Origin of the sequence: Shewanella sp. P1-14-1, assembly GCF_001401775.1 — a bacterium.
GTDB lineage: Bacteria > Pseudomonadota > Gammaproteobacteria > Enterobacterales > Shewanellaceae > Shewanella > Shewanella japonica.
The window spans coordinates 38,195-59,774 of record NZ_LKTL01000017.1 but is presented as its reverse complement, the minus strand read 5'-3'; the positions used below and the strand labels follow the sequence as shown (position 1 = coordinate 59,774).

The following is a 21,580-nucleotide window of genomic DNA, read 5'->3' as shown; positions in this document are numbered from 1 at the left end:
ATTACCCTCTCTTACGCTGCACAACATTGATGGCCCAAATCATCACGCCGATCAAAAAGAATGCGCTAGGCGGTAAGGTGAACATTTCATTTGCCAAATACCAACCACCGTTTTCAATGGTGGTAAATATTTCATGACCAAATAAGGTCCCACGCCCCAACAGTTCACGAACAAATGCGACACCCAGTAAGATAACGCCATATCCCATAGCATTACCGAGGGCATCAACCAAGGCGAGATGCGGTGGGTACTTCATCGCAAATGCTTCAGCACGTCCCATGATGATACAGTTAGTGATAATCAAGCTGACAAAAACAGATAACTGCTTAGACAACTCGTATGCCACATCTTGAAGTACCATGTCGACAATGATGACCAAAGAAGCAATCACAGTCATCTGCGCAATGATCCGCACACTGTTTGGGATAAAGTTGCGAATGGTCGAAATGATTAAGTTAGATGACACCAGTACAAATGTCACCGCAAGCGTCATCACTAATGCCGTTTGCATAGAGTTACTGACAGCTAGAGCAGAACAGACACCCAATACTTGCATCGCAACAGGGTTATTAGCAAAAATAGGCGATGTTAAAATCTGCTTAGTAGAAATAGCACTACTCATGACTTAGCCTCCGCTTGAGCAAACTGCTTAAGAAAGGTTTGAAAACCTTCTACTCCAAACCAAAACTCAACCGCGCGCTGTATACCGACACCAGTTCGAGTCGCTCCACTCACGCCATCAACCCCATGAATGTCACCTTCTTTAGCGCCACCTTTGACGACTTTAATAGCAATCTTGCCTTGTTTATCAAATAGCTGTTTGCCTTTCCATAAGTCAGTCCATTGTGGATCGGTAACAAAGTCAGCAATACCAGGTGTTTCACCATGTTCGTAGAAAATGATATTTTCAACCGTATTCAAATCAGGCTTGACGGCTAAATAGCCATAAATCATCGACCATAAACCTTTGCCATATATAGGCATAACGACGCTCGATAAGCTGCCTGATTCATCTCGAACTTCAAAAATTCGGATGTTATCCGCACGAGTCTTAATCTTGGCGGTATCTTTTTTAGGCTTAGATGAACTATCAGGATTGATTGCCGCCATGCGGTCATCGAAATCAAGTAGGTTTTCTTGTGCGACATATTCACCAGAATCCAGATTCACCATCTTAGGTGTCACTCGTTCGGCAAAGAGTTCGCGAAAATCGCCATTACTGATATCAACATTGGCTGCGCGCAACACAAATTGCTGTATTTCATCTCGTTTTTTGGCCAACTTACGTTCTTTGAGAATTTCAGCGGTTCCGGTAATCATAAACGAACACACTAAACTCAAGCTGATGATAAATATCATCGTGCCTGCGACAGTATCTTTCTTAAAGGCCATGACGTTTTAGTCTCCGTTTAATGTTGGCTTGAGCCACCAGATAATCGAATAGCGGTGCCCATAAATTCGCAAACAAAATCGCTAACATAATGCCTTCAGGAAGTTTTACGTTTAGTACTCGTATCAGCACAGTCATAAAACCAATTAATGCTCCGTAGGCATATTTGGCATTGCGCGTGTATGAAGCGGTCACAGGATCCGTTGCCATAAACATCATGCCTAAGGCAAAGCCACCTGTCACAAGGTGCCATGTCCACGGCATTGCAGCGATAGAGTTTTTGCTAGGGCCAACAAGATTGAATAAAATCGCCGTGACAATCATACCTAACAACACACCAGCGACCACTCGCCAATCAGCAACACGAGTCAGTAACAACACGCCACCACCAATCAAAATGGCTAAGGTGCTTGTTTCCCCAATCGAACCAGGAGTAAAGCCTAAAAAGGCATCCATCCATTTAGGATCTGACAGCGCACCTAACCAACTGACATCAGCGTAAAGGTTAGCGCGACTCGCTGCAGCTTCGGTTAATGTGGTAGCGCCAGCGAAGCCGTCTACCGCAACAAACTGACTAATTGCAGCCACTTCTGTCGGATATGCAAAATAAATAAAGGCGTAACCCGCTAAGGCAGGATTTAAGAAGTTATACCCCATGCCGCCAAACATCTCTTTCGCGACAATCACCCCAAAACACACGCCAATAGCAATAATCCACAACGGTGTTGAGACTGGCACAATAATCGAGAACAACAAGGCTGTAATGAAAAAGCCTTCGTGGAGTTCTTGCTTACGCATTTTGGCAAAAATCACTTCCCAAAATAAGCAAACGATTAATGTGGCGAGATAAATTGGTACATAGTAGCTGGCACCATAAGCAAACAAACTCAGTAAGCCTGATTCACTTGTCAGTGGTCCAAAAACCGCATTAAAAATAACTAATTGCCAACTATCAGGTTGAGTAGCACCTGCTGCTATGGCAATTTGAGCTTGAAGCCCTAAGTTGTACATGCCAAAAAGCAGCACAGGCAGTAAACACATACCCACAATGTGCATAGTACGTTTGACGTCAATAGCATCACGTACATGTACTTTACCCTTGGTACTTCGGCCACGTGCAATCCATAAAGAGCGCAAATAGCTTTTCATCGAGTGCCCGTGAGCGTAATACTGCTCTTGCTTACCCGGTTTATTTTGTTGCTGACCCATTAACCTTCCCTCTCGATAATATCCAAGCAAGCACGTAACTCTTTACCGAAGTCATACTTTCCGGGACAAACAAAAGTGCATAACGCTAAGTCTTCTTCGTCTAATTCTAATGCGCCTAATAGCTGAGCTTCATCAGTATCACGAACCACTAAATCTCTGACGAGTAAGGTAGGTAAAATATCCAAAGGCATCACACGTGCTAATTGGCCAAACGCCATCATTGCCCGTGGTGAGCCCCCCGCATGAGTGGTGAAATCGAACAGCTTTTTCGTGCGGCTAAAACCCGACATCATAATGCCAGTAAGGGAGAACTTTTCTTTATTGCGTCTCACCCACGGCAAAAGCTCATGGCGAGCATTTTCAGTTAACACACTAACTTGGGTGTGATAACGACCTAAGTAGTTATAAACCCCAACAGCAGTATGACCAGAGAGCACAGATCCCGACACGACTCGAGACTGAATATCTTTGATTTCTTTCTCTACCATTTCACCTAAATCGGCACCAAGCTGGGTACGAATCAATCGTGGGTTTAACACATTGGGGCCCGCTAACGCGACAACACGTTCGTTGAATAACTCACCCGTTTGAAATAGTTTGCCAAACGCAATGACATCTTGGTAACCAATATGCCAAACCACATTTTCAATGTTTACAGGATGAAGAAAATGAATATGCGTGCCCACAAGACCTGCAGGATGTACCCCACCAAACTGGTGTGAATCTACTTGCTGAGCATCACTGCCGGGTAAACTCGCGCCTTCATCATGACAGAGCATGACTTTGCCATCAGTTAACCGAGACAGTACTTGTAAGCCTTGACTGAATGCTGCCTCATGCTCTGCAATCACAATGCGAGGATCCGCCGCTAATGGATTGGTATCCATCGCAGTGACAAAAATTGCACTCGGAGTTGCATCAAGGGCAGGAATACGTGAAAAAGGACGGGTGCGAAGTGCAGTCCACAAACCGCTATTGACGAGATTACTCTTTACCTTATCCCGAGATAAAGCCAGCACATCATCAGCAATGTCAAAACTCACCGACTCGTCGCCTTCACAGCGAATAACAACAGATAATAATACGCGTTTTTCACCGCGATTAATGCTGATAACTTCACCACTTGCTGGTGCTGTGAATTTTACTCCTGGTGTTTTTTTGTCTTCAAAAAGTACCTGGCCTTTTTTGACCATATCCCCTTCTTCAACCAGCATAGTCGGTTTTAAACCAACGTACTCTTCACCAAGAATTGCTACTCTCGACGTCGCTTTTATTGATTCGATGACTTGTTGCGGTTCCCCCGCGATAGGCACATCAAGGCCTCGTTTAATTGTTATAACCTGATTTGAGGATCCAGCCATTACTTGTAACCTTTAAAATTCAGATACCACATATTAAATAAATTTGTGAGCTAAATCCGCTATTGAAGTCACACCTTTTAAATATAATGTGAAATAAATGTACGACAAAAAACGAATTTGAGCTAAAACTTTGAACTGAGTCCGAGATAAAATTTCAATTATGAAACTAAAAAACGGCCCTATAAGCACAAAAACTCACCAAGCGCTGTTGATGTAGCACAACATACTACCAAACAACATAGACCTAGATCACAGTAAACTCAACAATATCTGTATGACAATGAAATGAAATTTCTTGGAGGATGTTAACGTTCTTCTTGATGAAAAACGCAAATGTTAACATTGAAGACTAAAAATAGTCTAAAAGTAAAAGCACGGCACAAGCAAAGCGCTTATACCGTGTCAAAAATAGTGAGTAATGGTTAAGCTAGTGCAGAAAGCTGCTTCCCATCGATCACTTGAATGGCGCTTAAGTAATCCAGCAAGGTATTTACTTGAGTGGTTAAATCACCTTTACTGGTATCAATGGTCAATTCAGCTGCAAGGGGCTGCTCATAAGGCGAAGATATGCCAGTAAAATTCGCTATTTCTCCACTTCTTGCTTTGGCATAAAGCCCTTTAGGATCGCGAGCTTCACAGACACTCAAAGGCGTTGATACATGAATTTCAATGAACTTCCCCTCAGGAAATAATGCTCTCACGCGTTCTCTTTCTGCCAAAGTCGGTGAAATAAAAGCTGATAGCACCACTAAACCTGCATCAACCATTAACTTAGCAACTTCACCGACACGACGTAGATTTTCGTCTCGATCTTCCAAGCTAAAGCCTAAATCTTTACACAAACCATGACGAACATTGTCACCATCAAGTAGATAGGTATGGAAGCCTGATTCAAATAAAGCTCGTTCAAGTGCTCCTGCTAACGTTGACTTACCTGAACCTGAAAGCCCTGTAAACCAAAGCAACACTGGACTTTGACCTTTCTGGTCACCTCTGGCGGCTTGGTCAATTACATGTTGATGCCATACTATGTCTGTCATAAAGACTCCAAATTCAGCCTAATTTGCTGATTACTTAAAAGGAAATACGATTGGTACAACAGAAATCACAACCGCAGAATAAAGCACCGACATCGGTAACCCTAAACGAACAAAATCACTAAACTTATAATTGCCTGCGTTAAATACCATGAGATTAGTTTGATAACTATAAGGCGAAATAAAACTGGCACTTGCCCCAAAAACTACCGCCATGATGAAAGGTCTTGGATCCAGTCCATAATTAACTGCTACGGCATAGGCAACAGGAAAAGACAGCGCAGCTGCAGCATTGTTGGTTATCAACTCAGTGAGAATCAAAGTAACAAAGTAAATCCCCACAAAAGCCGCAAAATAGCCATATCCATTCAACACGCCAAGCATTCCTTGCGCCATGACATCCGCAAGCCCTGTTTCAAGCATTAAATTTGCTAGACCCAGTGCACTACCAACAATCACCACCAGCTCAATAGGAAATCGACGTTTAATTTCGGTCATATTCACAGCACCAATCGCCAGCAAGCCTAATAGCAACAACACCAAGCCTTTAGCTAAGGGTAAGATATTTGCAATACTGGCTAATATGGTTATAGCAAAGCCAAACAAAACTAAATTACTGCGTTTGCTATCTAACCTAACGCTAAGATCTAGGCCGCTAATGGCAGCAAAATCCGTAGTTAACCTCGGATTAGTCGAAAAGCTATCGCCAGGCGTAATCAATAAAACATCACCTGGTTGTAATTCAATATCGCCAAGCCCCCCTTTTAACGGAAGGTGACCACGCCTAATTGCCATTACAGCCGCATCGTACTCTTCACGAAAACGCGCATCCTTTAAGCTAGTTCCCACTAATTTAGACGCAGGAGACAGCACTGCTTCTACAAGGTTTTGACCTTTAGCTTGTTGCTTGCCGAACCACTCCAAACCATCAAATTGATGCAATAGTTCAACTGACTCAACAGCACCACTAAAACGCAGTACATCGCCAGCTTGCAGCACTAACTGAGGTGGCACTGGACAGATTCGAATACCACTGCGCTCTAACTCGACTAAATACAATTTTTTAAGCGCGCGTAAACGGTTATCGACAACACTTTTACCCACCAAGGCAGATGTATCGGCGACATGCGCTTCTAACAAATAAGGTAATGACTCTTCTGCCGTATCTACCCGCCTATCAGGAAGTGTATTGGCGATTAACATTAACAACACGATGCCGCTTACAACCAGTACGATACCAACCAATGTAAATTCAAAAAAACCAAGCGGTTTCAAGTTGGCATTTTCAACAAACGAATTAACGATTAAGTTAGTTGAGGTGCCAATTAATGTGAGCGTGCCTCCTAATATCGCAGCATAATTTAGCGGTAGTAGAAGCTTAGCTGGCGCATGGGTTTGATTGCGGCGAACAACACCAATCAGTGAAGCAACAACAGCCGTATTGTTTGTAAATGATGATAATAAAGCAGTAGAAACACCCAACTTAGCTAACGTCATTGGCAGTGAACTATTGCCTATCATTTGACTCAGCCTAGCCAAGAGAGAGGTCTTCTCTAAGGCAATCGCTGCTAACACGAGCAAGATTAAGGTAATTAAGCCGTTATTGGTAAAGCCAACAAGTGCACTCGATATATCAACCAACCCGAATAAGTAAGTGGTTAACAGTGCAAAAAAGAACAGTGCGGCAGGCGACGCAAGACCAGCGACTAACCCGCCAACCAAGGCAATTAATATAATAGCCAGCTGCCACACTTCACTCATTGATTATTTTCCAAAGACACTAATATCTTTCGCTTCCCAATGAGGGTAATGCTTACGTATTAGTGCATTTAACTCAACTTCAAATGGAGTAAATTGAGAGTCAGCTTGCAAACTACCTTGCTGACCTGCAACAACCATCGCAGCCCCAACAGTTGCATTGGTTAGACGATCGATAACGATCATGCCGCCAGTGTCACGCACTAATGTATAAGGATCTAAAATAATCGATTCAGTGAGCTCTAAATGGACTCTTGCAATTGCATTCAATGGCAGACTGTCAGCATCACTTTTTGCTAGTGTATTCACATCAACCACATATTCGATTGAACTAACACTTGCTTGAGTCTTTTTACCTGCCACTTTAACGTCATACTGCACACCAATCTGTAGAGGTTTTTCATCCATCCACACAATGTCAGCCTGAATTTGGTTTGCTAGTGCAGGTGCACTGTCGGGCTTTGCAATTAAGTCGCCACGGGAAATATCAATTTCATCTTCTAATGTAATTGTAATGGCTTGACCTGCAACCGCTTCTTCTAAATCACCGTCAAAAGTGACCAAGCGAGCAACCTTGCTACGCTTACCAGAAGGTAGAGCAACGACCTCATCACCGACTTTAAATGAACCAGAAGCTAAAGTACCGGAGAAACCTCTAAAGTCTAGATTTGGGCGCTGAACATACTGCACAGGGAATCGAGCTGGCAAGTCGGCTAATTCACGCTGTGTATCAATGGTTTCTAATAGCTCTAATAAAGTGCCACCTTGATACCAGTCAGTTTGCGAACTGCGGTCAACAACATTGTCACCTTTAAGCGCTGACAGTGGCACAAAGTGAAGGTCAAGCTCACCAAAATCTTTAACGAACTCTTTAAAGTCGGCTTCTATTTTATTGAATACTGACTCATCAAATGCCATTAAATCCATCTTGTTTACAGCGACAACAAAATGCTTAATGCCCACTAACGATGCAATAAATGCATGACGTTTAGTTTGTGTTTGCACGCCGTAACGAGCATCCACTAGAATTACAGCTAAATCACAGGTTGATGCACCTGTTGCCATGTTACGGGTGTACTGCTCGTGGCCTGGGGTATCTGAAATAATAAATTTACGTTTTTCACTCGAGAAGTAGCGATACGCTACATCAATCGTAATACCCTGCTCTCGTTCAGCCTGTAAACCATCAACTAATAGCGCTAGATCAATTTCATCGCCTGTCGTTCCCATTTTGGCGCTATCATTTTTAATACTTGCTAACTGATCTTCATAGATTTGCGCACTATCGTGTAATAAACGGCCAATTAAAGTACTTTTACCGTCATCCACACTGCCACAAGTCAAAAAGCGTAATAAGCCTTTATTCTGCTGAAGCGCTAAATATTCCTTCACACCATGCTGCTCGATTTCAGCTGCCATTTTGGTGGTATTATTCACTGCTTGATCCATAATTTTTCTCACTTACATTCTTTACGATGACATTCGTATCAATTCAATTCTCGAAAACCATTCACCACAGAAAATTAGAAATACCCTTGACGTTTTTTAAGTTCCATAGAGGCACTTTGATCAGAGTCAATAAGACGCCCTTCTCGCTCACTTGAGCGGGTTAGCAGCATTTCTTCAATAATCTTTTCTAAGGTGTCTGCTTCAGAATTCATTGCCGCAGTTAATGGGTAACAGCCTAAGGTTCTAAAACGCACCTTCTGATAAGTCACTTCTTCATTTGGCTCTAATGGCATTCTGTCATCGTCTTTAAGGATCAACTGGCTTCCTTTTTGTACTACAGGACGTTCAGCCGCAAAATATAACGGAACAAGCTCAATGTTTTCTTGATAGATATATTGCCAAATATCTAACTCTGTCCAATTTGATAATGGAAATACGCGAATGCTTTCGCCTTTATTGACTGCGCCATTGTATGTACGCCATAACTCAGGTCGTTGATTTTTAGGATCCCAACGGTGATGTTTATCCCTAAACGAATAAACACGCTCTTTAGCACGAGACTTTTCTTCATCACGACGTGCTCCACCAAAAGCAGCATCAAACCCATATTGGTTAAGAGCTTGCTTTAAGCCTTGAGTTTTCATGATATCAGTGTGCTTAGAACTACCATGGTCAAAAGGGTTAATGCCTTGAGCAACGCCCTCTGGGTTTTGATGTGTCAGTAATTCAAAACCAAATTTTTTGGCTTGTTCATCACGGAACTTAATCATCTCTTTAAACTTCCAGCCTGTATCAACATGCAATAAAGGAAATGGGATCTTGCCAGGGTAGAAAGCTTTACGGGCCAGATGTAGCATTACCGAAGAGTCTTTACCAATTGAATACAGCATCACTGGGTTATCAAACTCAGCTGCTACTTCACGAATGATCTGGATACTCTCAGCTTCCAGTTGTTCTAAATGGCTTAATGAACGACTTGCCATGATTACTCTCCATTACCAAGACTGCAAAACAGTTAGAAATTAATAAATTGGGTAAATTACAATCCAAGGGCTGTAATTTCTGAATGTATTTGGGAAGTCGTTGCGGATGCTGGTGTAAACCAGTTTAACGTTTCCGCAAGCTCAACTACTTCACCGATAATCATCAGCGCAGGCATTTCAAGTGCTGCATCTGCCGCTAATTGGGGTAAGTCACTTAACTTACCGATAAATCTTTGTTGTAAAGCCGTGGTTGCTTTAGACACAATAGCAACTGGTGTATCAGGATGTCGGCCATGGCTCATTAAGCCTTCGCTGATAATATTGGCATTCAAAATACCCATATACACCACTAAGGTGTTGGATGAATTAGCATAGCCTTGCCAATCCATCGGTCGACTCTCCAACTGGCAATGCCCAGTAATAAACGACACTCCTTGAGCATAATCTCGGTGAGTGAGTGGAATTCCAGCATAAGCTGCTGTACCACTAGCGGCTGTAATACCGGGGACGACTTCAAATTCAACATCACTTTTAACTAAAGTTTGGAGCTCTTCTCCACCGCGACCAAAAATAAATGGGTCGCCACCCTTTAAACGAACCACATTTTTACGGGTATACGCTTTAGTCACTAATAATTGATTAATCTCATCTTGTGCAGCACTGTGTTTACCAACACGCTTACCTACAGCGATTTTTTCTGCAGCAGCAGGAATAAGATCCAGAATTTCTTGGCTAACAAGTGCATCATAAAGTACCGCATCAGCTTGTTTAATAACGCGATAAGCTTTTAACGTGAGTAGTTCAACATCACCGGGACCAGCACCGACCAACCATACTTTGCCTTTAGCCTGCTGACCAGGCATTGATACTAATTCCATGACCTACTTACCTTTCGATAATTAATTAAGGGTAAATATAGCGGTTTATATATTCCACATATAATATGTATTGATTAGCTTTTATTCCTTTTAGTTATATACAGAGTTATCTATTAATCTTTTTTCAGTACATATTACGCTGCTAGTATTTGCACTTTGTTGTCTTATATTTGTTTTATAAATGCGTAAGTTTTGTTTCACCTTTGTATCCGCGGTGATAACCTATGACGAAAATTAAGTAAAAAGGGAATTCAATGAGAACATTTTTTGGCATCGCTTTGACGATATGCATGCTCTATGACGTTTCTCAACTCGCATTCGCAAATGAGTCATTAGTTGATGAACGAGTAAAGAGTGAGACAGAGACATCTGAAAAACGCTTCGTGATCACACCTCATAAGGTGAATTACATCCTGCCTTACACTTACAATGACACCCCGAATACTGCTCCATACGTCGACTTTAAGACGGGTAACGACGACGCTGATGAGCACGTTGATAATGCTGAAGCTAAGTTTCAAATAAGCTTCAAATTTCCTCTTTGGTACAATGTTTTTGGTGATAATGGCCATTTATTTTTTGCTTATACCAACCAATCTTATTGGCAGGTATATAACAAAGACATCTCATCTCCTTTCAGAGAAACTAATCACGAACCTGAAATTTTTATGTTATTCAACAATGACTGGGAAGTTGCAGGCCTAAGAAACTCATTTTGGGGCCTTGGTGCAGTCCATCAATCAAATGGGAAGTCAGGAAGTTTATCTCGTAGCTGGAATCGTATTTATGGCGAAATGGTTTTTGATCGTGGCCCTTTTGCGCTCGGATTTAAAGCGTGGTATCGCATTCCTGAAGATGAGAAAGAAACTCCAACATCAGCAGATGGTGATGACAACCCAGATATCGGCGATTACATGGGGAATTTTGAAGTGACGGCGATTTATGGTCTAGGTGAACATCGCTTTACCTTAATGGGACGTAACAATTTAGATAGCCCCAATAAAGGCGCAATAGAAGCAACTTGGAGTTACCCTATACTAGGTAACCTTAGATTATATACACAATACTTTAACGGTTATGGCGAGAGCATGATTGATTATAACCACCATAACCAACGTATCGGTATTGGCGTATCAATTAACGACATTTTATAACGCTGACAAATAAGTAAATAAAAAAGGTGAACCGCAAAGGTTCACCTTTTTTTATTAGTAATCATAATGATTTATTTTGCTTTGCTATTCGCTTTGGTAGAGATAGCAAGGCCTTTATCGGTGACATCGAAAGTAAACTGCATGCGCATATCATAATCTTTCAAAGCAGAAATCTCTTCAGGAATGGGTTCACCACTGTCTTCAATCAGTTTCAACACTGGCGTGAGAAGTTTCTGATAGTCTAACGACATTGCTGTTAAGCCGTTAGCAACCACTTGCTCATCATTTAGCTGATTCGCTAATGCTTCACCTTTTTCACCGCTATAAATCACAATATGCTGGTCTTTAACCGCCATTTTAGCAGTGACGCCAAGCTCAGGCGGTAACATTAGGTATGGAGTGACATCGACAGCATCACCATTCTTAGTGAGTTCAACATTCGCTAACTGAGGTACAAAAGGCTTAACCATGTTGAGTAACATATCAGGATCATTGGCGGAAAGAGCAATTAACGAATCTAACTGCTTAAATCCAGGCTCACCATTTTCATCAGTTAAGGTGAAATCGATGATAGATGCACTAACGCCTTGCACGCCATTCGCCATACCAGTCATCATGCCGAGCATCGCCGGATTTTGTTCGCTTAAGCCATATTGCATTTGCGCTAGCGCTTCACACTGATAACTCGGAGTTTGCAGATCTTGCCAAATTTCAGTCAATGCCGGCGCCAATTGCATCACATTCAAACCAATGCCTACAGAAGCTACATTGTCATTGAGGTTTTGGGCAAAACCAGGAATAAAGCCACGCATTTTAGTCAATGCACCTAGTATCACTTGGTTATTAGACTCAATCACGACTTTTGCATCAAAATTAGTTTGCTTTCTATCAACGGAGAAAGACGTTAATCCCATCACCGTTTTTGGCCAATTAGCAGCAATAGCACCAAACTCAGCTTTACATTCTGGAGTTTTGAATTCAGCGAATGGATCACTTTGAGTACCATCCATCTCAACCAGTTTAGTCAGTTGCTTCGCCAACATATTGCCATCAGAAGAAGTTAATCCTTTCACTAACTCCACATGGTTAACAAAGCTGATGCTGTCTTGTAAAAAGCCATGCGTAGACGTAATGTTTTCGATGACATTAGTATCACTGATAGGGTTATCGACTTTCGTTAGCCCTAAAGCGGTTTCTAACAACGAAGCTTGGTTAAACGAAGTGTTTAATGTAATCGTCAACCAGCCGTCTTGTTGTGCAAAAACCATATCAATGGTTTCATCTTCTGCAATCAGAGGATAAGCACGATATTCAAGGCCTTTAATCGACTCAGCTTTATGCACTAAGCCACTCTCTTCAGACGCTTTATCTAATAAAGCCCAAATTGCCGCCTCATTCTCAACCTGAATTTTGAATACCGGTAATGCACCTAAAGTGTATGTATAAGATTCAATTTGAGAAGGAAAACCAAACGTTTTTAAGAATAAATCTGGGTTTTCAAAACTGGTTAGATAGCTCTTATATAAGCTAACAAAAAAACGCTCTTGTTCAGTGCTAAAAGGGCCTGCTTGCTCTAATTGTTCAAGTGAAGCTTTGCTATTTAATCCCATTGGCATGGAATATAAATAATCTTCCAGAGGAAATGGCGTTAGCTGACCTGAAAATATTAAGGTATCAGCCGGAATGTATTGCAACATTTCATTCGCTGAAACAGCGTTATCTTCTTTACTTGTGAGTACATAAGCACCAGCACCAACTGCAATAACAGCCGCAGCAATTGCGAGTTTTTTCATTTTTTGCTCCATAAATTACATGCACATTAAAACAAGTCACTCTTCCTTGAGAGTTATTGGTTTAGTTTTGAGTTCAATTAGGTTAATGCGACACATCAACATCAATTTTTAATAGCTAGCGCAATAACTTAGCATTATTTTTTAATGAATCACAGAAAACGGGCAGGATAAGCCATCATTTACAAAATATTTGCCAAAAAATGTTTAATGGCTGACAAGTCGATGATATCGAGTAAACGATAAACGAAGGGGAATTTCTCGGTAAGTCACCCAAAGGTGACTTACCGAGAAATCAAAGTTGATTGCACTTACGCTAGCAAGCCAATCACTGGGCACTCGATAAATCGAGTGAGGCTTTTGGAGGTACTGGGTGAGCAACAACCCACCTAAAGTGTCGACAAAAACCATCTACGGGAACTTTCTAATTTAGACTATAAAATTAACTTGTGCATAATTTTAAAGTCGATTTTTGACGAAAAAATGTCAGCAGATATAAAATCAGTCAATAGTCTTAATTGAGCGAACAATATACCCCAATTGAATGAGGTTAAACCCTAGATAAATAAAGCTTAACCAAACTATTTTATTCATTGATTTTATGCAAAATAAAAAATATCAGCACGGATGCTGATATTTTAAGTCGGTCAATCACGCTTGAATACACAACTATATTTCGTAGTGTAAACCACACTCACGCTTTAAACCGTTGAAACGTGTTTCTTCTTCGCTCATCCCAAGCTCTAACGGCTTACTAGAGTGAGTATCACCCACCGAAACATACCCTTGGTCCCATAAAGGATGATAAGGCAAATCATGTTTGGTTAAATATTCATGCACGTCTTTATTAGTCCATTCAATAATCGGCAGTAATTTAAAACGATTTCCGTGAATGGCTAAAATAGGTAACGCTTCACGGGTGCTTGCCTGTGAGCGACGAAGTCCAGCAAACCAAGTACCAACATTGAGTTCGTTTAAAGCGCGCTGCATAGGCTCAACTTTATTGATACGGTTGTATTTCTCTAAACCATCAAGTCCTTGTTCCCACAGTTTTCCGTAACGCGCTTCTTGCCAAGCAGACGATTCGCTTGCTTTATAAACGTTAAGATTTAGCTCCAATCGTTCTGTGAGCTGATCAATAAATTGATAAGTTTCAGGAAACAAATAACCAGTATCAGTCAACAAGACAGGAATATCAGCTTGTGCTTGGCTTACCATATGCAACATAACCGCAGCTTGTATACCAAAGCTAGATGATAATGCATGTTCGCCCGGCAACAGTGCTAAGCCCCAAGTCACACGTTCTTGTGCTGTTAATCCAGCTAAAAACTCATTCACTTGCGCTAATACAATAGCCTGCTCCTCTTTAGGAGCAGTCAGTAGCGCAAGCAATTCATTTTGATTAATCATCATTAATCCCTCATTGGTAAGACTCAATTAGAGCCTTAACCATGAAAATCTTTCGCAGCATCATTCACTGCTTTCACGATGCCATGACGAACGGTAAAGTTACCAAAAGTTTCGCCAGCATCACGCTCTTGTACATACAAACCAAACAAGTTGTCTAATTCAGCTAAAATCTCAGCTTCTTGAATGTTTTCTTTGTACATTTTATTTAATCGCGTACCTTCAAAGCTTGCGCCTAGGTATAAGTTATATCGACCAGGTGCTTTGCCAACTAAACCAATCTCGGCCGCAAAGGGTCTTGCACAGCCATTAGGGCAGCCTGTCATACGCACCACGATGGCTTGTTCGCTAATACCATGTTTCGTCTGTAAGGCATCAATATGGTCAATAAACTCAGGAAAATAACGCTCAGCTTCAGCCATCGCCAAAGGACATGTAGGCAAAGCAACACAGGCAATTGAATGACCACGGGTCTGACTGATTAACTTACCAAAAAAACCATGTTGGCGAGCAAGATCTTCAATCGCTGCTTTATCTTCTTCTGCAACACCAGCAATAATCATATTTTGATTAGATGTCATTCTAAAATCGCCTTTATGAATTTTGGCAATTTCACGTAAACCCGTTTGCAATGTTTGACCTTCAACATCTTTAATACGACCGCTTTCGATAAATAAGGTCAGGTGCCATTTATTATCAACACCTTTAACCCAACCATATCGATCGCCTCGATCGCCAATCACGACATCACGTTTTGGTTCAAAATTGACACCTGCACGTTTTTCAACTTCAGCTTTAAATTCAGCAACGCCATGATCAACTATGGTGTACTTTAAACGTGAACGCTTACGATTAACACGATTACCCCAATCACGTTGAACTGTCATGACGGCTTCTGCAAACTTGATCACATCTGCAGTTTTAATAAATCCAAAATCATCAGCTAATCTTGGAAACGTTTCCACTTCACCATGCGTTGAGCCCATGCCACCGCCAGCAACTAAATTAAAGCCAACAAGCTCACCTGCTTCTGCCACTGCAACAAAACCTAAATCGTTGGTATACACGTCCACGTCATTATCTGGCGGTACAGCAACGGCCATTTTGAATTTACGTGGTAGGTAGGTTTTACCGTAAACAGGTTCATTAGTTTCAGTGTCTAATAACTTTTCTTCATCTAACCAAATCTCGGCATAAGCGCGAGTATGAGGCAATAAATGATCTGACAACTCTTTTGCTACAGCATAAGCCTGTTGATGTAGTTTGGACTCAACAGGATTTGGGTTACACATCACGTTACGGTTAACATCACCACAAGCTGCAATCGAATCTAATGCTGCCCTATCTAAACCTTGGATCAGGGTTTTCAAATTACGCTTAGGAATGCCGTGATATTGAAAAGTTTGACGTGTCGTTAAACGAATACTATTCGAGGTTGTTAATGTTGATGAAATACGATCAACATCTAACCATTGTTCAGGCGAACAAATACCACCTGGCACACGAGCACGCAGCATGAAACTATATAAAGGCTCTAGCTTTTGCTCTTTACGCTCATTCCTTAAATCACGATCATCTTGCTGATAAAAACCATGAAACTTAATTAATTGCTGATCGCCATCACTAAATGATCCCGTAACTTGGGTATCTAAACCTTCTTTAATCGTGCCACGTAAATAATCACTGTCGGTTTTTAAGTACTCGTTTACTGCTAATTTTTGCTCACTCATCATGTGGCCTCTATCAATGCTTTGCTCACGCCAGCGTTCTTCTTTCTAGCGCATATCTTGTTATGTTTTTATGGCAATTAGTAAACGTCTTTTTGATAACGTTTGGCGCTACGTAATTCTTCTAAATAATTTTCGGCACCTGCTTCATCTAAACCACCGTGCTCAATTGCAAGGTTTATCAAGGCTTGATGAACATCTTTGGCCATACGCTCAGCATCACCACAAATATAGAAATGGGCACCATTTTGTAACCAGTTCCATAGGGTTTCACCTTGCTCAGCAATACGATGCTGCACATATACCTTTTCAGCTTGGTCGCGAGAAAATGCCACATCTAATCGGCTTAGCTCACCAGACTTAAGGTATTGTTGCCATTCAACTTGATATAAGAAGTCTTGCTCAAAATGCGGATTACCAAAGAATAACCAGCTATCGCTTCCAACACCGTCAGCAGCACGCTGTTGCATAAATGCTCTGAAAGGCGCAACACCTGTTCCAGGGCCCACCATAATAACGGGAGTGTCATTGTTTTCAGGCAATCTAAAGTGCTTGTTAGGCTCGACATAAACCTTAACTGTTTGTCCTTCTTCAGCAGACGCTAAGAAGTGAGATGCACCGCCAAAACGAGTTTGTCCTTCTCTTTCATCCTCAACTAACGCCACAGTTAAATGCACTTCACTTTCAACTTCAGCTTGGCTAGAAGCAATTGAATACAAACGAGGCGTTAAAGGACGCAATAAGGCAACCAATTTGTCAGCATCAATGGTCACTGGATATTGGGTAATTAAATCGGCTAATTGATGACCTAATACAAACTGTCGTGTTTGTTCTTTATCTGCTGCAATAGCTGTTAATGCGTCATTGCCAGCTAACTCAGCCCATGCGGTAACAAGTCCAGGATAAAGTTGCGTCAGCTCTTTCTTTTCAAGTAAAGCTTGCTCAAGGGTTAGCGTTTGCTTGCTTACTGTCACTTCAGCGTTAGCATCTAACGAAAGGCCCGTTATGACCTCGTTGACTAAACCTGAGCTATTGGTAAACCAGATACCTAGTGCATCACCAGCTTCATAACGTATACCTGACTCACCTAAATCAATCTCTACATGACGAACATCTCTATCAGAATCTCGTCCGGTTAATTTTTGACTAACCAGTATTTCTGCTTCATAAGGCTGCTGCTTGGTGTATTCACTTTCTGCAGAAGATTTTGCAGTATCAATTGATACGACACTTGCGCCACTTGCTTGTACTAAGGGTTCAACGGCAGTTAATACTTGCTCTTGCCAGTTTTCAGCAGCGTCTTCATAGTCCACATCACACTCAACAATAGGCAATAACTCTTTGGCGCCTAATGCAGTTAAACGCTCACTGAAGTCCTTACCTGTCTGGCAGAAAAATTCATAACTGGTATCACCTAAAGCAAGCACAGAAAAATTCAATTGCTCAAGCTTTGGTGCACGCTTCGATGCTAAGAATTTATGTAACTCAATGGCATCATCTGGCGCTTCACCTTCGCCATGGGTGCTGACCACAGCAATCAAAATGGTTTCTTGTTTAAGTTGACGAACCTTGTAGTCAGCCATAGAGGCTAGGTTTACAGCAAAACCTTTTGCGCTAGCTTGCGCAGCCAATGTCGTTGCGATGCCTTTGCCGTTACCAGTTTGGCTACCATATAAAATTGTGACCGTTTGAGCAGGAGCAGCCTCTGGTATTTGTGCAACCTGTCCTTGATTAGCGGTCGCTGCTAAATAGCCACTTACCCAAGCTAATTGTGTCGCAGATAACTCAGAAGTGAGCTGCTTTAGCTTATCCACTTGTCCTTCAGACAATGGTGAAGCAAATGAAGAAAGTTCTTTTAACAACATTAGAAGATGGCCCTATAACAGTTTAATGTCATCAGACTACTCCTAATCCTTACAACCAAAAAATAATAAAAATTGCTTTTTTATTCCATTAAGGAATATGCAAAGGCGATTTTTTAAGCTACAAAAGTGTGGTGTAGCGCAAACTTTTAGGTCAGACCTCCGTAAAAATGAGATTTCACGCATTCTTTACTTGTATCAAACCTAAGACTTGCCAGAATGATGCACGTTAAAAATTATGGTACTAGAATTGTTTCTTACTTATCACGGTTAGCGATGGCAGTGTTAAGCACGATGAAGTACTAAAACGACCCGACCCTTCCCTACATATAACTAAGAGGTTGTCCTTTTGAAATTAGGTCTACCGAAAGAGAGTCACTCAGGTGAGCAACGCGTTGCGTTAATCCCTGCCAACGTGACCATTTTAATGAAAAAACAGCTACAAGTGATCGTAGAATCAGGCGCTGGACTACAAGCAGGCTTTACCGATGACGATTACGTCAAGGTTGGAGCCACGATAGCTTCTTCACGAGAAGCCTTACTCACTGAAGCCGATATCATTACAGTGGTAAACTGTAAGGGTGATCAATTTGATGAAATTAGTGCGGTATTAAAACCACATCAATTGGTTATAGGGATGATGGATCCACTGGTAAATCCACAAAACGCCCAAACGATTGCAAATACAGGTGGCAGTGCAATCGCACTTGAACTGATCCCACGTATTACCCGTGCTCAAAGCATGGATGTATTATCATCAATGGCAACCATTTCAGGTTACAAAGCTGTATTACTTGCAGCCCATAAAGCGCCGCGTTTATTCCCTATGATGATGACAGCAGCAGGCACATTAAAGCCGTCTCGTGCATTCATTATGGGTGTGGGCGTGGCAGGTCTTCAAGCTTGTGCGACGGCAAAACGTTTAGGTGCAGTTGTAGAAGCTTACGATATTCGCCCTGCAGCTAGAGAGCAAATTATCTCTGTTGGAGCAAAGCCTGTTGAGCTGGATATCGAAGCAGAAAACACTGAAACCAAAGGCGGGTATGCCACAGAGCAAAGTGATGACTTCTTAAAACGTCAGCAACAAGCCATGGCTAATGTACTTGCCCAGCAAGATATCGTCATCACCACAGCTGCCATTCCTGGTCGTAAAGCCCCAGTGCTCATCACTAAAGAAATGGTCGATGGCATGAAAAGCGGAACTATCATTGTAGATCTCGCCGCTGAAAGTGGTGGTAACTGCGAGTTAACCCAGGTTGATGAAGTGATTATGCATAACGGCGTAATGATTTTAGGCCCTTCAAATGTACCAAGCACTGCGGCAAATCATGCGAGTCAAATGTACGGCAAAAACGTTGAGAACCTACTGAATTTACTGATTAATAATGAAGGTGAATTGGTTCTTGATTTTGAAGATGAAATTGTACGAGATACGGTTGTTGCTCATGGTAATGATGTGAGTAGCGCTCGCCTGAGAGAGTTACTGAACTTAGCTCCACTCACTGCGCCTGAGTCACCGTCTGAGGAGACAGCATAATGGATATGACACTATTGCTTTTACTGACACTATTCGTCGTCGCAGTATTTTTAGGTGTAGAACTCATCACTAAAGTGCCACCAACCTTACATACTCCTTTAATGTCAGGTTCCAATGCCATTTCTGGTATCTCTTTAGTTGGTGCGTTACTTTCTGCTGGTTCTGGGGCAGGAATTATGGTTAATGTCCTTGGTTTTATTGCCGTGGTATTAGCAACAATTAACGTGGTAGGCGGCTATATGGTCACTAACCGTATGCTTGCCATGTTCAAAAGGAAATAGACTCAATGACAACATTTATATATTTAGCTTACCTTGTTGCCGCAGTCTTATTTATCTTAGGTATTAAAGGGTTAACTAAACCACGTACCGCTGTGCGTGGTAATCAGCTCTCGGCAATGGGGATGTTTATTGCCGTTGTAGTCACCTTATTTGATCAAAGCATTCTTAGCTATGAGTGGATCATCGCAGGGGTGTTATTAGGTGGAACAATCGGCGCAGTGATGGCAACTAAAATTAAAGTCACTGACATGCCTCAAATGGTTGCTTTACTGAATGGTTTTGGTGGTGGTGCCTCACTAGCAATCGCTGCGGCAAGCTTCCTAGATCCTGCAGCAGCGACCAATACCGTGGCACTAATTTCAATTGGTGCAACAATTATTATTGGCTCTGTCACCCTGTCGGGTTCATTTGTCGCTTTTGCAAAATTACAAGAACTGATTTCGGGTAACCCAATTAAAGTCCCAGGTAATAAACCATTAAATGTCATCTTGCTGATCAGTGCACTTGCGCTCGCTGTTGCCATTGTAATGGACCCAACTAACACTAGTTTAATGTATGCATTAGTTGCTGTTGCGGTTGTGCTAGGTGTGCTGCTTGTTGTTCCTATTGGCGGCGCAGATATGCCAGTCGTCATTGCACTATTGAACTCTTACTCTGGTATTGCTGCTGCCACAACCGGTTTCATCACCGGTAATACAGTATTGATTGTGTCAGGTTCTTTAGTCGGGGCTTCTGGCATCATCTTGACTCAAATTATGTGTAAAGCAATGAACCGTTCATTGTTTAACGTGTTATTTGGTGTCATGGCTGAAGGCGGTGAAAAAGTTGATGCAGATGAAATCTATGCAGGTAAAGTCAAATCAACTTCGCCAGATGAAATCGCCATGATGTTAGAAACGGCTGAGCGTGTGGTCATTGTTCCTGGCTACGGCCTAGCTATGGCGCAAGCGCAGCATGCTGTAAGAGAACTTGCCAATGTTCTCCAAAGCCGCGGAACCGATGTGAAGTATGCTATTCACCCAGTAGCAGGCCGAATGCCAGGTCACATGAACGTATTGCTTGCAGAAGCTGAAGTACCTTACGATCAGCTAATCGAAATGGACGAAATTAACCCACAGTTTGAACAAACTGATGTGGCCATCGTCATCGGTGCAAACGACGTCACCAACCCTATGGCGCGTGAAGATAAAGGAAGCCCGATTTATGGCATGCCGATTCTAAACGTTGATAAAGCCAGAACCGTTGTAGTAATTAAGCGTTCATTAAGTCCAGGTTTCGCTGGATTACCTAACCCACTGTTCGCTATGGATAACTCATTAATGTTATTCGGCGATGGTAAAAAAGGCATCGTTGAGTTAACAGCGAGCTTAAAAGAAGCTGATTAACCAACCTCTCTAATAAAAAGGCCACGATGTGGCCTTTTTTATGGCTGAAATAAAATCAAAGCTTAAAAATAACGACAATAAATGAGTATTTCCTATATCAATAACAGTAAAACTCATTCGCTTTAATTCGTTAAATACTTACCAACAAGGACACTCCACACCCGATACCTTAGATAAAGACAGTTTATAAGCCATTATTATCTTGAGTTATTTTCAACATGCTCAATAAAACACCTAAAACACACATCTTGAAGAGTACAATAAATGCGATAGCATTATCGATTCATCAATCTTTAGCTTACAAAATTACACAATTGACTATTTAGGCTAAAAAAAGTACAAAAGTAGATTGAGTTCTTTTCTGACGAACAC

The 21,580-nt window shown here is 41.7% G+C and carries 17 protein-coding genes; 4 read left to right on the top strand and 13 right to left on the bottom strand.

Annotated features, from left to right (window positions below; translation table 11 throughout):
• Position 1: 1 nt before the first annotated feature.
• From AN944_RS13435 to cobA, 9 genes are all read right to left on the bottom strand, one after another.
• Entirely contained in the window at positions 2-622 is a 621-nt protein-coding gene (locus AN944_RS13435) for an NADH:ubiquinone reductase (Na(+)-transporting) subunit D (protein WP_055025139.1), read from the bottom strand.
• A complete protein-coding gene (locus tag AN944_RS13430) occupies positions 619-1,392 on the bottom strand; it encodes a Na(+)-translocating NADH-quinone reductase subunit C (RefSeq protein WP_055025138.1) in 774 nt (257 codons plus the stop codon). Before AN944_RS13430 ends, AN944_RS13435 begins: the two co-directional genes overlap by 4 nt.
• Positions 1,382-2,599 carry an NADH:ubiquinone reductase (Na(+)-transporting) subunit B gene (locus tag AN944_RS13425; protein ID WP_055025137.1) on the bottom strand — a complete coding sequence of 406 codons (1,218 nt, stop codon included), beginning with the start codon at positions 2,597-2,599 and terminating at the stop codon, positions 1,382-1,384. Before AN944_RS13425 ends, AN944_RS13430 begins: the two co-directional genes overlap by 11 nt.
• Positions 2,599-3,960, bottom strand: a complete 1,362-nt coding sequence (locus tag AN944_RS13420; protein WP_055025136.1) for a Na(+)-translocating NADH-quinone reductase subunit A — start codon at positions 3,958-3,960, stop codon at positions 2,599-2,601. The genes AN944_RS13425 and AN944_RS13420 overlap by 1 nt, the downstream gene beginning before the upstream one ends.
• A 422-nt stretch (positions 3,961-4,382) precedes the next feature.
• Positions 4,383-5,000 (bottom strand): adenylyl-sulfate kinase, encoded by a 618-nt coding sequence (gene cysC / locus AN944_RS13415; RefSeq protein ID WP_055025135.1) that lies wholly within the window; start codon positions 4,998-5,000, stop codon positions 4,383-4,385.
• Between the two features lie 30 nt (positions 5,001-5,030).
• On the bottom strand, positions 5,031-6,758 hold the full coding sequence (locus AN944_RS13410) for an SLC13 family permease (protein ID WP_055025134.1): 1,728 nt from the start codon (positions 6,756-6,758) through the stop codon (positions 5,031-5,033).
• A 3-nt stretch (positions 6,759-6,761) separates the two neighbouring features.
• Positions 6,762-8,204 (bottom strand): sulfate adenylyltransferase subunit CysN, encoded by a 1,443-nt coding sequence (gene cysN, locus AN944_RS13405; RefSeq protein WP_055025133.1) that lies wholly within the window; start codon positions 8,202-8,204, stop codon positions 6,762-6,764.
• A gap of 74 nt (positions 8,205-8,278) precedes the next feature.
• Positions 8,279-9,187 (bottom strand): sulfate adenylyltransferase subunit CysD, encoded by a 909-nt coding sequence (gene cysD / locus AN944_RS13400; protein ID WP_055025132.1) that lies wholly within the window; start codon positions 9,185-9,187, stop codon positions 8,279-8,281.
• A gap of 56 nt (positions 9,188-9,243) precedes the next feature.
• Complete coding sequence (gene cobA, locus AN944_RS13395; RefSeq protein WP_055025131.1) at positions 9,244-10,065, bottom strand: uroporphyrinogen-III C-methyltransferase; 822 nt, start codon at positions 10,063-10,065, stop codon at positions 9,244-9,246.
• 290 nt (positions 10,066-10,355) lie between these two features.
• Between cobA and AN944_RS13390 the strand changes: the two genes are divergently transcribed.
• Complete coding sequence (locus tag AN944_RS13390; RefSeq protein ID WP_055025194.1) at positions 10,356-11,219, top strand: phospholipase A; 864 nt, start codon at positions 10,356-10,358, stop codon at positions 11,217-11,219.
• A gap of 71 nt (positions 11,220-11,290) precedes the next feature.
• Here AN944_RS13390 and AN944_RS13385 read toward each other — a convergent pair whose 3' ends face one another.
• The 4 genes from AN944_RS13385 to AN944_RS13370 all read right to left on the bottom strand — a co-directional run bounded on the left by AN944_RS13385 (position 11,291) and on the right by AN944_RS13370 (position 18,008).
• Complete coding sequence (locus AN944_RS13385; protein ID WP_055025193.1) at positions 11,291-13,012, bottom strand: hypothetical protein; 1,722 nt, start codon at positions 13,010-13,012, stop codon at positions 11,291-11,293.
• Between the two features lie 666 nt (positions 13,013-13,678).
• Positions 13,679-14,422 carry a phosphoadenylyl-sulfate reductase gene (locus AN944_RS13380; RefSeq protein ID WP_055025130.1) on the bottom strand — a complete coding sequence of 248 codons (744 nt, stop codon included), beginning with the start codon at positions 14,420-14,422 and terminating at the stop codon, positions 13,679-13,681.
• 32 nt (positions 14,423-14,454) lie between these two features.
• Complete coding sequence (gene cysI, locus AN944_RS13375) at positions 14,455-16,146, bottom strand: assimilatory sulfite reductase (NADPH) hemoprotein subunit (RefSeq protein ID WP_055025192.1); 1,692 nt, start codon at positions 16,144-16,146, stop codon at positions 14,455-14,457.
• A 77-nt stretch (positions 16,147-16,223) separates the two neighbouring features.
• Positions 16,224-18,008, bottom strand: a complete 1,785-nt coding sequence (locus AN944_RS13370; RefSeq protein WP_055025129.1) for an assimilatory sulfite reductase (NADPH) flavoprotein subunit — start codon at positions 18,006-18,008, stop codon at positions 16,224-16,226.
• A gap of 346 nt (positions 18,009-18,354) precedes the next feature.
• Between AN944_RS13370 and AN944_RS13365 the strand changes: the two genes are divergently transcribed.
• The 3 genes from AN944_RS13365 to AN944_RS13355 are packed head-to-tail and all read left to right on the top strand — an operon-like array spanning position 18,355 to position 21,208.
• Complete coding sequence (locus AN944_RS13365) at positions 18,355-19,542, top strand: Re/Si-specific NAD(P)(+) transhydrogenase subunit alpha (protein WP_055025128.1); 1,188 nt, start codon at positions 18,355-18,357, stop codon at positions 19,540-19,542.
• Positions 19,543-19,547: 5 nt separating this feature from the next.
• Positions 19,548-19,823 carry an NAD(P) transhydrogenase subunit alpha gene (locus tag AN944_RS13360; protein ID WP_055025191.1) on the top strand — a complete coding sequence of 92 codons (276 nt, stop codon included), beginning with the start codon at positions 19,548-19,550 and terminating at the stop codon, positions 19,821-19,823.
• A gap of 5 nt (positions 19,824-19,828) precedes the next feature.
• Complete coding sequence (locus AN944_RS13355; protein WP_055025127.1) at positions 19,829-21,208, top strand: NAD(P)(+) transhydrogenase (Re/Si-specific) subunit beta; 1,380 nt, start codon at positions 19,829-19,831, stop codon at positions 21,206-21,208.
• The last annotated feature ends 372 nt before the right edge of the window (positions 21,209-21,580 follow it).

Excerpts from the sequence above, each read along its gene's own strand:
- AN944_RS13435 (WP_055025139.1), bottom strand. The coding sequence starts at position 622 with ATGAGTAGTGCTATTTCTACTAAGCAGATTTTAACATCGCCTATTTTT.
- AN944_RS13430 (WP_055025138.1), bottom strand. The coding sequence starts at position 1,392 with ATGGCCTTTAAGAAAGATACTGTCGCAGGCACGATGATATTTATCATC.
- AN944_RS13425 (WP_055025137.1), bottom strand. The coding sequence starts at position 2,599 with ATGGGTCAGCAACAAAATAAACCGGGTAAGCAAGAGCAGTATTACGCT.
- AN944_RS13420 (WP_055025136.1), bottom strand. The coding sequence starts at position 3,960 with ATGGCTGGATCCTCAAATCAGGTTATAACAATTAAACGAGGCCTTGAT.
- cysC (WP_055025135.1), bottom strand. The coding sequence starts at position 5,000 with ATGACAGACATAGTATGGCATCAACATGTAATTGACCAAGCCGCCAGA.
- AN944_RS13410 (WP_055025134.1), bottom strand. The coding sequence starts at position 6,758 with ATGAGTGAAGTGTGGCAGCTGGCTATTATATTAATTGCCTTGGTTGGC.
- cysN (WP_055025133.1), bottom strand. The coding sequence starts at position 8,204 with ATGGATCAAGCAGTGAATAATACCACCAAAATGGCAGCTGAAATCGAG.
- cysD (WP_055025132.1), bottom strand. The coding sequence starts at position 9,187 with ATGGCAAGTCGTTCATTAAGCCATTTAGAACAACTGGAAGCTGAGAGT.
- cobA (WP_055025131.1), bottom strand. The coding sequence starts at position 10,065 with ATGGAATTAGTATCAATGCCTGGTCAGCAGGCTAAAGGCAAAGTATGG.
- AN944_RS13390 (WP_055025194.1), top strand. The coding sequence starts at position 10,356 with ATGCTCTATGACGTTTCTCAACTCGCATTCGCAAATGAGTCATTAGTT.
- AN944_RS13385 (WP_055025193.1), bottom strand. The coding sequence starts at position 13,012 with ATGAAAAAACTCGCAATTGCTGCGGCTGTTATTGCAGTTGGTGCTGGT.
- AN944_RS13380 (WP_055025130.1), bottom strand. The coding sequence starts at position 14,422 with ATGATGATTAATCAAAATGAATTGCTTGCGCTACTGACTGCTCCTAAA.
- cysI (WP_055025192.1), bottom strand. The coding sequence starts at position 16,146 with ATGAGTGAGCAAAAATTAGCAGTAAACGAGTACTTAAAAACCGACAGT.
- AN944_RS13370 (WP_055025129.1), bottom strand. The coding sequence starts at position 18,008 with ATGTTGTTAAAAGAACTTTCTTCATTTGCTTCACCATTGTCTGAAGGA.
- AN944_RS13360 (WP_055025191.1), top strand. The coding sequence starts at position 19,548 with ATGACACTATTGCTTTTACTGACACTATTCGTCGTCGCAGTATTTTTA.
- AN944_RS13355 (WP_055025127.1), top strand. The coding sequence starts at position 19,829 with ATGACAACATTTATATATTTAGCTTACCTTGTTGCCGCAGTCTTATTT.